Raw genomic sequence first — 13,029 nt, forward strand, 5'->3', positions numbered from 1 at the left:
AGCCTCCACATGGGGGCTCCAGTCATGTATTAGGGCAGCGTCAGACCGACAGACTGGCACTTAGCTCTGGGTGAGCGGCCTGGACCCCATGGACCAAAGCAGACGGGGGACCCGTAGGTCCCCCGTCGCTCACCCTAGGGTGATTGTCGCTCCGCTGTCTCAGTAGTCTCGGCGACGCTTGGAGCCGCCGTCACGACGCTTGTCGAAACGGTTACCTCCACGCTTATCAAACCTGTCTCCACCGCGCTTGAAGCGGTCGCCTCCGCGGTATCCACCACGGTCACGGTCGCCGCCTTCGCTGCGTCCGCGCCTCGGTCCCTCATCGGGACGGATCTGGAGGGCACGTCCTGAAACCTCAGCATCGTAGATGCGGTTGGTTGCTTCGGGGCTCAGGTCTCCCGCGATCTCCACAAGGGAGAAGGAGGGGTAAATGTCGATCTTGCCCAGGTCGGAGCCGCGCAGGCCACCCTCACCGGTGATGGCACCAACGATGGCACCGGGCTTCACGCCGTCACGGTGACCAACCTCGACACGGTAGCGGCGCGCACCGGGCATGGAGCCACGGTCACGGTCACGGCCACCTCGATCGCGGCCACCGCGGTCGCGGCCCGAGCGATCATCGCGATCGCCGCGGCGATCGTCACGCACGTTCAGGCGGTCCGGCTCGTCGTTGTCGGTCGGGCCCGGGTCACGGACACCGAGGGCTAGGAGGGCGTACACGAGGTCATCGACGGACATGTCGGTCTCGCCAGCCTCCTGGGCTGCCTTGAAGGACTCGAGAGCTTCGCGGTAGACAGAGAGGCGACCAACCGCGAAGCGGTCCTTTGCCTGGGTGATGAGGCGGTTGGCACGGAGCTTCGAGACCTCTGCCGGAGTCGGGAGGTCCACCTCCTCCATGTGGGCCTTCGTGGCCTGCTCGATCTTGCGCAGGCGGGCACGCTCACGGGGAGTGACGAACGAGAGGGCCACGCCTTCGCGTCCCGCACGGCCGGTACGGCCGATCCGGTGCACGTAGGTGTCGATCTCCTTCGGGATATCGAAGTTGATGACGAGACCAATGCGTTCCACGTCGAGGCCACGGGCCGCAACGTCGGTTGCGACGAGAACATCGAGGAAACCGGAACGGAGGCGCTCAATGAGCTTCTCGCGGTCGCGCTGGGCAACATCGCCGGAGATGGCGGCGGCCTGGACGCCTCGGGCGTTGAGCTCGAGAGCGAGCTCCTCTGCCGAGGCCCTGGTGCGCACGAACACGATTGCGGCATCGGCGTCGCTCGTAGCGAGCACGCGAGCAAGGCCGCCGATCTTGTGGCGGGAGGGCACGACTGCGAAGGTCTGCTTGACCGTGGACACGGTGGAGCGGGGATTGGACACGGAGATGTGCTCCGGATCGGTCATGTGCTGGTCGGCTACGCGACGGATCTGCGGAGGCATCGTGGCGGAGAACAGGGCGGTCACGCGACCCTCCCGGGTCAGCGAACCAGCAATGGTCTCAACATCCTCGGCGAATCCCATGCGGAGCATCTCGTCGGCCTCGTCAAGCACGAAGTACGAGACGTGGCTGAGATCGAGGGCGCCCTTGTTGATGAGGTCCATGACGCGGCCGGGGGTGCCGACAACAACCTGAGCGCCACGCTCGAGGCCACGGATCTGGGGAACGTAGGAGGAGCCACCGTACACGGACAGGACGTTGAGGTCGTGGTTGACCTTCGCGAAGTCGGAGATGGCATCGGATACCTGGAGCGCAAGCTCGCGGGTGGGGGCAAGAACAAGGGCCTGAACGCGGCGCTTGTTGGGATCGACCTGAGCGAGGAGGGGGAGACCGAACGCTGCGGTCTTACCGGTACCGGTCTGGGCTACGCCCACAACGTCACGGCCGGAGAGCAGAACAGGGATGGTCTGCTCCTGGATTGCGGTGGGGTGTTCAAATCCGAGTGCCTGCACTGCTTCCAGCAGGTCATCGGGAAGGCCAAGATCGGCAAAAGTTACGGACTTTTCTTCGGTTTCGTTCTCGTCAGGGGTGTCGAATGCGGGGGTATCCGCCATTGTGTTTCCTCATCTGCCAACCTGCCCGAATCACACAAGAATGGCAGCGTCAGCTCTAGTACCGCGCCACGTTGGCGCTTGTCCCGGCGCCTTCTGACGCCTCCCGGCGCGATGCGCCTCAATCACTTTACCGGCTCGCGGTCCCCAGTGGCAGATCTGTTTCGGTGACCTTCGGCTCAACTCGGAACGACACGAACACGGAGGAGAGTGCGAGGGCGGACATGGCGGAGAGGACCGCCACAAACGCCGCCGTTCCCTGACCGGCGATAAGAGCGAACACGATGCCGGCGAACGCAATGGACAGGGAGGCACCCAGGGTGTCGGACACCTGGAGGGCCGACGAGGTCTGCCCCTGAGTCTCAATCGGGGTGAGAGTAAGCGCGTGAGTCGCCATCGCAGGGTACGCAATACCGATGCCGAGACCGGCAACGGCCCAGGCGATGATGAGCATGAACGGGGGAACCGAGACCCATGCAACCGGGATCGTGCACGCCACACCAACGAACAGGATCGTGGAACCCGCGGTCGCCAGCTTCTTCCTATTCCCCGGATCCTTGACCCGGGCCTGCAGGAACGAACCAAGGGCCCACGTGATCGAACCGACCGTGAGGGTCAGGCCAGCATTGAGCGGCTCCCACCCGTGCACGCGCTGGAGCATGAGGGGGAGGTAGATCTCCACCGCCAAGAACGTGCCGTTGAGCAAGCCTCTCATGACAACAGTTGCGGGCAGCCCCCGCACGACACGGATCGTGCCCTTCGGGAGGAGGGGCCGCACGAAGAGAACCGCAACGACCGCGGCAACAGCAATGCCGACGAAGGTGAGCGGGGTGAAGTCTTCGGCCTCGATGCCGGACATGACCTGGAGGGCGATGGCGGCAAGGCCCGCACCGAAGGCGGGGAGCGCGACCACCTTGAGTTTGGACAGCCTCCCGGTGAACTCCATGTGAGGTAGCATCGCCAGCACCTTCCCCAGCAGGGGAAGAAGAATGATGAGCAGGATCGGCACGATGGCGAACACCCAGCGCCAGTGAACGTGCTGGGTGAGGAAGCCGGACACGGAGGGACCAATGAGGGAGGGGACCACCCAGGCCGCGGAGAAGGCCGCGAAGAAGGTGGGTTGGCGTTCCGCGGGAACGAGACGACCAACGAGTACGTAGAGGGGCACCACGCAGAGCCCGCCACCCAATCCCTGAATGAGCCTGCCAAGAACAAGGATCTCGATCGTGGGAGCCGCGGTGCAGATGAGCAGGCCAAGGGAGAAGATGATGAGGCCCGAGAACAGGGGAGTGCGCACGCCCTTCGCATCGGTCCACGGACCGCACAGTGCGGTCGTAATCAGCTGAGCCGCAAGAGTAATGCCGTTAGCGAGAGCAAACAGGTGCTCACCGTTCAGATCCTCCGTCACGGTCGGCATCGCCGTGGTTACGGCCAGGGCCTCGAACGCGATGCAGGTGATCATCGCTGTCGCCACCCAGAGCAACCATCTCTGCGCTGATTCGGATGCTGTGCGGGTGCGAGAATTTCTGGCCATGATGGGCATTCTCTCACTCATAAACTTCAGTCTCTAGCTAGACATGAGTGACTCGTATCCTAAACTGGTTTCTGGCGTCGGCTCGTCTCGCTCTCGCCCGGGTTCGCCTGTCTCGCGAACCAGAACCAACAAGGAATTGAGGAACCGTGCTTCGTACGCACAACACGGGAAGCCTGCGTGCTTCCCACATTGGGGAAACCGTTACCCTCGTCGGCTGGGTGGATAGGCGCCGTGACCACGGCGGCATCGCCTTCATCGATCTGCGTGACGCCTCCGGCATCGCCCAGATCGTTGTCCGTGAAGAAGTCGCGCACGAGCTGCGCGCAGAGTTCGTTATCCAGGTAACTGGCGTCGTTCGCGAACGCCCCGAAGGAAACGCCAACGCCGGCATTCCCACCGGTGAGATCGAAGTTGTTGCCGACACCGTTGAGGTCCTCAACTCCGCCGCACCGCTCCCGTTCCAGGTGTCCGAGCACGCTGAGGACTCCGGCAAGGTGGGCGAGGAAGCCCGCCTCAAGTACCGCTACCTCGACCTGCGCCGCAAGTACGAGCAGAACGCGATCCGCCTGCGCGCCAAGGTCAACCGCGCCGCACGCACCGTTCTTGACTCCAACGACTTTGTTGAGATTGAGACCCCGACCCTGACCCGCTCCACCCCCGAGGGTGCACGCGACTTCCTGGTCCCGGCCCGTCTCGCACCGGGTTCGTGGTACGCGCTCCCGCAGTCGCCTCAGCTGTTCAAGCAGCTCCTCATGGTGGCCGGCATGGAACGCTACTACCAGATCGCTCGCTGCTACCGTGACGAGGACTTCCGCGCCGACCGTCAGCCCGAGTTCACCCAGTTGGACGTCGAGATGTCCTTCGTCGAGCAGGACGATGTCATCGCCATTGCCGAAGAGGTCCTCAAGGAGATCTGGAAGCTCATCGGCTACGACATCACGACCCCGATCCCGCGTATGACCTACGCGGAAGCGATGGCCAAGTACGGTTCCGACAAGCCGGACCTGCGTTTCGGACAGGAACTCGTTGATCTCACTGAGTACTTCAAGGACACCACGTTCCGTGTGTTCCAGAACGAGTACGTCGGCGCCGTTGTCATGCCCGGTGGCGGCTCCCAGCCCCGCCGCACCTTCGACAAGTGGCAGGAATGGGCCAAGGCACGCGGTGCCAAGGGTCTCGCCTACGTCACGATCGCTGAGGACGGCACCCTTGGTGGACCCGTCGCCAAGAACATCACCGACGCTGAGCGAGATGGCCTTGCCGAGGCCACCGGCGCACAGCCGGGTGACTGCATTTTCTTCGCCGCAGGCGACACCACCTCATCACGCGCACTTCTCGGTGCCGCTCGTCTCGAGATCGCAGACCGCTGCGGCCTCACCGAGGGCAAGGACTGGTCGTTCGTTTGGGTTGTTGACGCACCGCTCTTCAAGCCCGTTGCCGAGGCCAAGGCCGAGGGCGACGTTGCTGTTGGTGGCGGCGCGTGGACGGCCGTGCACCACGCCTTCACCTCCCCGAAGCCCGAGTGCCTCGACACCTTCGACACCGATCCCGGCAACGCTCTCGCGTACGCTTACGACATTGTCTGCAACGGCAATGAGATTGGTGGCGGCTCCATCCGTATCCACCGCTCCGACGTTCAGGAGCGTGTCTTCAAGGTCATGGGACTGTCCCAGGAAGAGGCGCAGGAGAAGTTCGGCTTCCTCCTCGAGGCCTTCAAGTTCGGCGCACCGCCTCACGGCGGCATCGCCTTCGGCTGGGACCGCATTGTTGCTCTGCTCATCGACGCTCCGTCGATCCGCGACGTCATTGCCTTCCCGAAGTCGGGTGGCGGCTACGACCCGCTGACCGACGCTCCTGCTCCGATTACCCCGGAACAGCGCAAGGAAGCCGGCGTGGATGCGAAGCCGAAGTCCAAGGCCGATGTTGCGGCCGATGCTGAAGCGGCCGTCGAGGCCACCAAGTAGGTATGGAGCAGGCGACAGAGGTCTTCTGGCACGCCGACCGCGATGAGTGGCTGGAGTCAGCGAACGCGGGTTCACTTCTTGTCTTTGACGAGGGCGAGAATCACGTACTCGTCATGTACGCATCCGAGAAGGTTGCGGACCTAGAGGAGCTGACCAAGCGCGCTGACGAGCCTGGATTCATCCAGATGCTCGCACTCGGCGATCCCAAGCCAGTGAACGAGGCACTCGATCTCCTGCGCCAGCAGGCAGAGGATGGAACCCTCGCGACCCTTCCCGGTCGCGGGGTTCTCCCCACCCCGAGCCGCGCCATGATCCAGGACAACACGAGGGAAGGCCTGTCCGACCGTCACATGTCCTGGCTCGGCGAGCACGTGGGGTACGAGTGGATCTTCTTCTACGCACTGGAGAAGATCGCGACCCCGAAGCAGGATGAGCACGTTCAGAAGCTCGGACCCGAGTGGATCTCCGAAGTCGAACGCGTCATCACCGCATCGAACCCGATCACCTCGGCGCTTCGCGACATCGACAAGCTGACCTGGTACGGCTATGTCGATGGGAACCTGCTTGCGGGAGCCATGGGTGTGGATCGCACAGAGCACAGCGATGGCACCACGGGCTCTCACTTCTCGGGACTCGGCACCGACCCTGCGATGCAGGGGAACGGTGTTGGTGGTGCCGTCATGGCCGGAACCATTAACCGTGAGCTCGAGGAAACTGACGCTGCCACCTTCGGCATGTGGAGCTGGAACGAGAAGGCACGCCGCCTCTACAATCGCCTCGGCATCACCGAAGGACACGAGTACATCACGTACTCGCGGCAACCGCTTCCGGAGTACGAGTAAGATTCACGCTTGTGTCGATCACGTCAGGGGCATGAGATAGTGCGTTGTGCGCTTGAGTGCCACGTAATTAATTTGGGTGTCGTGCCAAAGTAGCCGGCTCAAACAGGTGCCGTGACAGATAACTGACGCAACCGATAACTGCCGCGACAAGTAACTGAGTATGCGACAAGTAACTGAGTACGGTACAGAAAACTGAATACGCGACAAGTAACTGAGTACGGCTCAGAAAACTGAACAACCGACAGAAAACTGCACAGATGAGTTCGCCCCTCATATGAGGGGCGAACTTCAGCAAAGACCTCGCCCCTATAGATAGGGCGGCGTTCGCCCCTCATATGAGGGGCGAACTTGCGCATTGGGAGGATTGCTCAGCACGGGTCAGAGTCCTAGCCCAACGTCCACGGCAAGCGATTGTCTATAAGAATGCGGACTCGTTGAATGTGCCGAATCCAGGGCGGGGAATGGGGTCGATTCGATGAACGCTACCTGATCGAGGGTCGGTCCAAGAGGAAACTCAATCCGGACAAACTAGGACACAAGTCCCGGGGCTATCTTTTATTCACTATTTAAGCTGTAATAAATATTATTACTTGCAAATCCTGGAGGAAATCATGGCTGAACTTTCATTGACTGACGTTTCGAAGCAGGGCGGCGGCTGTGGCTGTGGCGAGCACGATCACGACATTCCAGTTCTCGATGTTCGCTTGATTCCTCACGCCATTCGTCACGGTTCCGTCATTGGCGCGTTCTCTCAGTTGCGCCCGGGTGCGACCATGCACCTCATTGCTCCTCACAACCCGCTTCCGCTTCTCCAGCAACTTAAGGATCTCAACGGCGAGGATGCTATCGAGATTGGTTACGTGTCCGAGGAGCCCTGGACGATCTCCCTCACCCGCAAGTAACATTCAAGGCCGTGGCTGGGAGGCGAAGGGCGAGTCGCGTCCCAGCCACAACTTATCTTTTCACTCGCCTGAACCGACTCCCGTAGCGTGCACGACTTTTCGTGATGATGTTGCGGGTCTTGGGTGTCCGAGGCTCGCCCGCCTATGGTGGCGTGAGGTGAAGGAATTCGGGGGAGTATGTCGTTAGGTGCGCTTCAGGGTCAGCCCACTGTTGGACGCAAGTCCCGCAGTGTGTCATGGCGGGTGGTTTTCCTTGTGCTTGGAGGAATGTCCCTGCTGATAGGAATGAACGCGGGGCTACTCAACCTTGGTTCGTGGGCGCCATCAGCAAGCCAGGATGAGTCGGTACACGGCTTTGTCATGACCGCGGGCTTCCTCGGTACTCTGATCTCCCTCGAGCGAGCTCAAGCACTTGCCCACAATGAACCGAAGAACTCATGGGCATTCCTTGCGCCGGGTCTGCTTGGTGCGGGTGGCATTCTTCTTGGCATTGGCGGCACTGCAAGCTTCTGGGGGATGGTTGGCCACCTGCTCATGATCCAGGGCGCGCTCGTCTTCAGCCTCGTGTACCTGTGGCTGTGGAGGCGTGCCCCACTCACTCTCCTCGCAACCCAGATCCTGTCGGCAGTACCCCTACTCGTTGCCACGATCCTTGTTCTTCGCTTCGATGTCTCAGCTCTCATTCCGCTACTCGGAGCCTTCCTCATCATCACCATCGCATCGGAGCGAGCGGAGCTCGCGCAGCTCTCCATGGGGCCGCGAGCAGTTCCCACTCTGCTGGTGCTCTCGATCCTGCTCGTACTCATTGCAACTGGATCTTTGCTGTGGCCGGAGGCCGGTGCACGAGCCTTCGGAGCAGTTCAGCTCGTTCTCGCTCTCTGGCTCATCAAGGATGATGCGCCCCGCCATCTCATCAAGTCCAAGGGAATACACCGCTACACTGCCATAGCTCTCCTGACTGGGTACTTCTGGCTGATCGTTGGTGGCATCACCTGGATCGCCACGGCGGGAGCCGTGGGCACTCCCTACTACGACGTGGTCATTCACGCCATCTTCATCGGCTTCGCCTTCACCATGATCATGGCTCATGCCCCCACAATCTTCCCTGCAGTCATGGGCATCCCGGTCCCGTACCGACCAATCATGTACGTGCCACTCGTGCTGCTCAATCTCGGGCTTGCGCTTCGAATCTTTGCCGAGATCACCGTTGGTCAGGGAGCACTGTGGGTTCACGGTGGTCAGATCAACGTGATCGCCATCCTTCTGTTTGTGATCACGATCGTTGGCACAGTGATCGCCGGTGAACCCAAGAAGGCGGGTGAACCCAAGAGGACTGGGAAGCCAGCCAAGTCCCGTAGTGGGGTTACTGCAGACAGGGAGAGCGATACCGCAAGGACAGCGAAAGCTACGGAGTCTGATTCAACCAAGGGCTCCACGAATGCTCCCTCCACGGAGCGGGTAACCCAGAATCTCGAGATTGATGGTCAGGATCAAACACAGAACTTGAGCAGTGAGGTGGACAGGTAGTGCAGATCGGTACGCCATCTCCTGCTACGAACCAACAGGGAAAGAAAAAGAGCCGGTTCAGTCCAATTAGGGACATGGGAGCGATCGTGTGGTTGGTCGTTCTCATCGTGGTAGTGATCTTCCACGAACAGATTCTGTCATCGGACTGGCTCGCCATTCACGTGACCTTCCTCGGGGCTCTCACGCACTCCGCACTCGTGTGGTCTGAGTACTTTGCTAATACGCTGCTCAAGACCAAACCGAAGGACAACGAGCGGCAGATGCAGGACGTGAGGAGCCTGATCGTCGGCCTCGGTGCTTTGCTCGTGTTCATTGGCTTCCCCATGGACATCTGGGTCATGGTGCTCGTTGGAGCAAGCCTCGTGGTCGTGGTAGTGCTCTGGCACGCCACTTACCTGCTCAGGAAGATGAAGAAGGCGTTACCCGGTCGGTTCCGGATCGTCATCCGCTACTACATCACCGCAGCACTCATGCTTCCCGTTGGGGCCACCTTTGGCGTGCTCCTTGCCTTTGGTTTCGGGGATGAGTGGCGTGGCAGGCTCATGATTGCCCACATGACCTTCAACCTGCTCGGATGGATCGGGCTCACGGTCGTGGGAACACTCGTGACATTCTGGCCAACGATGATCAGGGCGCGCATGGACGAGAGGTCGGAACGACTCGTCAAGCAGGCCCTGTGGCCGCTATTGGTAGGGATCCTCATCATCTCCGGTGGCGCTCTCCTCGGCCAAACTCTGATCTCTCTCCTTGGCGTGGTCGTGTACGCGGGTGGTCTGATCTGGTGGGGCAGATCCCTCTGGAAACCGATTGCTCTCAAGGGCATCCGAGAGTTCGCCCCAGCTTCCGTAGGAGCCGCCATGGTCTGGGCAATCGTTGGGCTCACCTGGATCGGTGTCATCCTCGCAACCTCGAGCGACTGGCCAGAGGTCACGGACCGCATCGTTGTCATGGCCCCGATCTTGGCCTTCGGCTTTGCCCTACAGATTCTTCTAGGTGCTCTCTCGTACCTGCTGCCGGTGCTCATGGGGAGGTCACCTCAGAACGTTGCCGTCTACCAGGATGGCTTGAACACGTGGTCGACCTTCCGCATCACGGTGCCCAATATGTGCCTGCTCCTGTACCTGCTCTCGGTACCCGATTCGATCCGTATTGTCGTAGCCTTCCTTGGGATCTTCGCGATCATGACCGCGATACCGATCATGATGATTTCGGTAGTTCGCGGACTGAAGCACAGAAGACAGCAAGAGACAGAAAAGGGATCGTCCCAGCAGGGACTGCCGCCACTCACAAAGTGGCTAAACGAGCCGCCCGGACAGTCTGCTGAACCCTCCCAGCCCAGGACACCTGATCAGACCAGCAAACTCGACCAGTCCAGCACACCTGATCAGGCCACGACACCCGCACAGACTACAACCTCGAAGGAAAGCCATGAGTGAGATCAAGCCCACCGGAGCTCTGCGCGGTAAGCAGTCGAACTCGGGAATTTCTTCTGTTTGGTCGGCTGCGGGATTGGTTGCGGCGGTTGTTGCTCTCCTGCTCGCAGTGTCTTTCGGAGTAGCGCTCAACCCGAACGACACATCACTGCCCACCAACCCGAACTTTGCTGGATCAGGGAATACGGCTGCGGGTACCGAAGTGGAACCCACGAGCGAGACCACGGAAGTCACCATCGTGGCGACCTCCGATATGACCTATGAGCCGAATGTCATCGAGGTACCGGCCGGCAACGAGTTGGTCGTGACTCTCGTGAACGAGGATGACAAGAACGGTCACGATCTCGTGATCGGTGATGTTCAGTCCTCCCGTGTTCAGCCGGGCAAACAGGAGACCATCAACTATGGCGTACAGTCCTACTCCCAGGAGGGCTACTGCTCCGTGGCGGGCCACCGACAAATGGGAATGACCCTGGATGTGGTTGTCGAGGGTAGTTCTACAACTACGGCAAGCGGCCACGATGGTCACTCTTCATCTCCCTTGATTCAAAACGTCGAGGGTGCGGAGATTGGCGAGGTCTATCCCGCAGAGCTTGAGCCGCTACCCGAGTCCGATGGCCCAGTAACCCACAAACTCACGTTCACCGTGACAGAGGTACCTCTCGAGGTCGCACCCGGGCTGTGGCAGACACGATGGACCTTCAACGGCAGCTCCATGGGTCCCGTGCTCCACGGCAGGGTGGGGGACACCTTTGAGATCACCCTGATCAACGACGGCAGTATCGGGCACTCCATTGACTTCCATGCTGGTGCTCTCGCACCGGATGAGCCGATGAGAACCATTGCCCCGGGCGAGGAACTTGTCTACACGTACACGGCAAACCGTGCCGGTGTGTGGATGTACCACTGCTCAACCCACCCCATGTCCACCCACATTGCATCCGGCATGCACGGGGCGGTCATCATTGAACCCGAGGATCTCGATCCTGTGGACCGCCAGTACGTGGTGGTTCAGTCCGAGGTCTACCTCGCAAACGAGGCACACTCACCGGAAGAGGCCGAAGAGCTCGATGCCGACAAGATCGCTGCAGGCACGCCAGACCGCACGGTCTTCAACGGCGTTGCCAACCAGTACGACCAGGAACGCTTCGAAGCCCAGGTGGGTGAAAGGGTCCGGTTCTGGGTGCTGGATGCTGGACCAAACGTGCCCCTTGCCTTCCACATCGTTGGTGGCCAGTTCGACACGACATGGAGTGAAGGAACCTACCTCATCAGGCAAGGTGAGTCGTGGACTGGTGCGACTGATGGGGGAGCGCAGGTACTCTCGCTACTCCCAGCAGAGGGCGGTTTCGTTGAACTCGAGTTCCCCGAGCCCGGCAACTACGCAGTGGTCAACCACATCATGAGCGAAGCAGAACGAGGAGCTCACGGATTCGTTCACGTCACGGAGTAGGTGGCCACAGTCCAGCTGTACGCACGATCCGGGATGGCATGCTCTCTGAACATCGATCGGAAAGGTCGGCCTCCGGCTTACTTGCTGAAGGGAGGAGTCCTGCTTACTCACATTGATCGACACCGCGTAGGATCGTGTGCAGGGCGGGAAGTAGCTTCCATAGGCAAAACGATCCTTGTGACCTTCTGGGGTCGCTGGGAATGAGGTAAGCAATGAGCAGGGAAAGAGAAACCACAAAGGTACAGCCCATCTGTGTCTACGATGCCGATTGCTCGATCTGCACCAAGCTAGCTTGCTGGGCCAGTAAGCGTTCTCCCGTCACCTTCACTGGATACGCTGATTTGCGTGACAGGGGAGTGGATCCCGTTGCGTACAGCGAGTACCTGGTATTTGCTGGAGAGACAGTCCAGCGTGGACATCACGCCGTAGCCGCAGTTCTCAAGACCATGGGTGTGCCGTGGAGTTGGCTTGGTTCCATTATCGACTGGCGGATCGTTAGCCCCTTGGCTGGTGCAACATACAAGCAAGTCGCGAAGAGACGGCCATGTGCCACCGGCGGAACCTGCGCGGTAACGCGGTAACCCGATCACGTTAGGCCCCAAAGTGTTCTCAACGGTGTCTTAGTACTCTTGCTGGACGGCATAGATGTTTTCGGAACACTGCCGCACTAAGTATCGGAATTGCGATACCTCAACTATTGAGCTCAGTGCATTAGTTTCGTTGCGGCTTCAATGACCAGGTGCCTGTGGCAATGCGAGTTGTTTGACTCAAAGCAAAGAACAATGACTATTCCATGCTTGGCGAGGTCCGCCAGTTCATGGAGGGCGTGTTCACCGGCCGGAGTGTTGAGAACCTCCTGCTGGAATATAGAGTGCGCTCGTATTCCTTCTGCGGTGTCGGGCTGAGCGAATCCCGTGCAGTTGTTCTTTGGACTACCCAGGGATCTAAGATGCACATACCGCAAGCTCGAAGCCTCAAGGGTTTCGTGGAGTCGAGACTTTGAGAAACCCTTCTTACGGCTAACTGCATTTTACCGAATGTCGACCGCCGCATTTGCTTGAAGGAGGGCAACGACTTGAATGAGGTCAGTTGTGGCCTTGCCTTCGTATCCCCATCCGACAAGCCGTGGTGATTCCATGCGGTTCATTCTCAGTATCGAGTTTCATCGCGAGCCGGCATAAGCGGTCAAGTCCCTTTAGGTGGTGTAGCGGGTTTCCTTCGTTTCATTGGGTTTAGGGGTTAGGCGCTGAGTTCGAGAGGTTCGTCGTTCACCTGGATCCCGTTATCGTCTATGGCTTGGAAGCGGCTTCGGGTGAGGACATCGAGGCTGAGGT

9 protein-coding genes and 1 pseudogene are annotated in these 13,029 nt (G+C 60.1%); 7 read left to right on the forward strand and 3 right to left on the reverse strand.

Annotation, left to right across the window (positions count from 1 at the left end; all coding sequences use genetic code 11):
• Positions 1 to 159 precede the first annotated feature (159 nt).
• Positions 160 to 2,043 carry a DEAD/DEAH box helicase gene (locus QMB98_RS09250; RefSeq protein WP_371685449.1) on the reverse strand — a complete coding sequence of 628 codons (1,884 nt, stop codon included), beginning with the start codon at positions 2,041 to 2,043 and terminating at the stop codon, positions 160 to 162.
• A gap of 127 nt (positions 2,044 to 2,170) precedes the next feature.
• A complete protein-coding gene (locus tag QMB98_RS09255) occupies positions 2,171 to 3,574 on the reverse strand; it encodes an MFS transporter (RefSeq protein WP_371685450.1) in 1,404 nt (467 codons plus the stop codon).
• Positions 3,575 to 3,720: 146 nt separating this feature from the next.
• On the opposite strand from QMB98_RS09255, the gene aspS reads away from it, so the two are divergent.
• From aspS to QMB98_RS09290, 7 genes are all read left to right on the forward strand, one after another.
• Positions 3,721 to 5,538 (forward strand): aspartate--tRNA ligase, encoded by a 1,818-nt coding sequence (gene aspS, locus QMB98_RS09260; protein ID WP_371685451.1) that lies wholly within the window; start codon positions 3,721 to 3,723, stop codon positions 5,536 to 5,538.
• 2 nt (positions 5,539 to 5,540) lie between these two features.
• Positions 5,541 to 6,380 (forward strand): GNAT family N-acetyltransferase, encoded by an 840-nt coding sequence (locus tag QMB98_RS09265; protein ID WP_371685452.1) that lies wholly within the window; start codon positions 5,541 to 5,543, stop codon positions 6,378 to 6,380.
• A 611-nt stretch (positions 6,381 to 6,991) separates the two neighbouring features.
• On the forward strand, positions 6,992 to 7,282 hold the full coding sequence (locus tag QMB98_RS09270; RefSeq protein WP_371685453.1) for a DUF2249 domain-containing protein: 291 nt from the start codon (positions 6,992 to 6,994) through the stop codon (positions 7,280 to 7,282).
• A gap of 267 nt (positions 7,283 to 7,549) precedes the next feature.
• The gene (locus QMB98_RS09275; RefSeq protein ID WP_371685454.1) at positions 7,550 to 8,809 is read left to right on the forward strand and encodes a hypothetical protein; all 1,260 of its coding nucleotides are present in this window, start codon (positions 7,550 to 7,552) and stop codon (positions 8,807 to 8,809) included.
• A 74-nt stretch (positions 8,810 to 8,883) separates the two neighbouring features.
• Positions 8,884 to 10,245 carry a hypothetical protein gene (locus QMB98_RS09280; RefSeq protein WP_371685456.1) on the forward strand — a complete coding sequence of 454 codons (1,362 nt, stop codon included), beginning with the start codon at positions 8,884 to 8,886 and terminating at the stop codon, positions 10,243 to 10,245.
• Positions 10,238 to 11,695, forward strand: a complete 1,458-nt coding sequence (locus tag QMB98_RS09285; protein WP_371685457.1) for a multicopper oxidase domain-containing protein — start codon at positions 10,238 to 10,240, stop codon at positions 11,693 to 11,695. Before QMB98_RS09280 ends, QMB98_RS09285 begins: the two co-directional genes overlap by 8 nt.
• A gap of 212 nt (positions 11,696 to 11,907) precedes the next feature.
• A complete protein-coding gene (locus tag QMB98_RS09290) occupies positions 11,908 to 12,276 on the forward strand; it encodes a thiol-disulfide oxidoreductase DCC family protein (RefSeq protein WP_371685459.1) in 369 nt (122 codons plus the stop codon).
• 122 nt (positions 12,277 to 12,398) lie between these two features.
• Here QMB98_RS09290 and QMB98_RS09295 read toward each other — a convergent pair.
• Positions 12,399 to 12,710 (reverse strand): annotated as a pseudogene (locus QMB98_RS09295) (DUF488 domain-containing protein); the annotation flags it as partial.
• Positions 12,711 to 13,029: the final 319 nt, after the last annotated feature.

It is taken from the genome of Flaviflexus sp. (assembly GCF_041440645.1).
In the GTDB taxonomy this organism is placed as follows: Bacteria; Actinomycetota; Actinomycetes; order Actinomycetales; family Actinomycetaceae; genus Flaviflexus.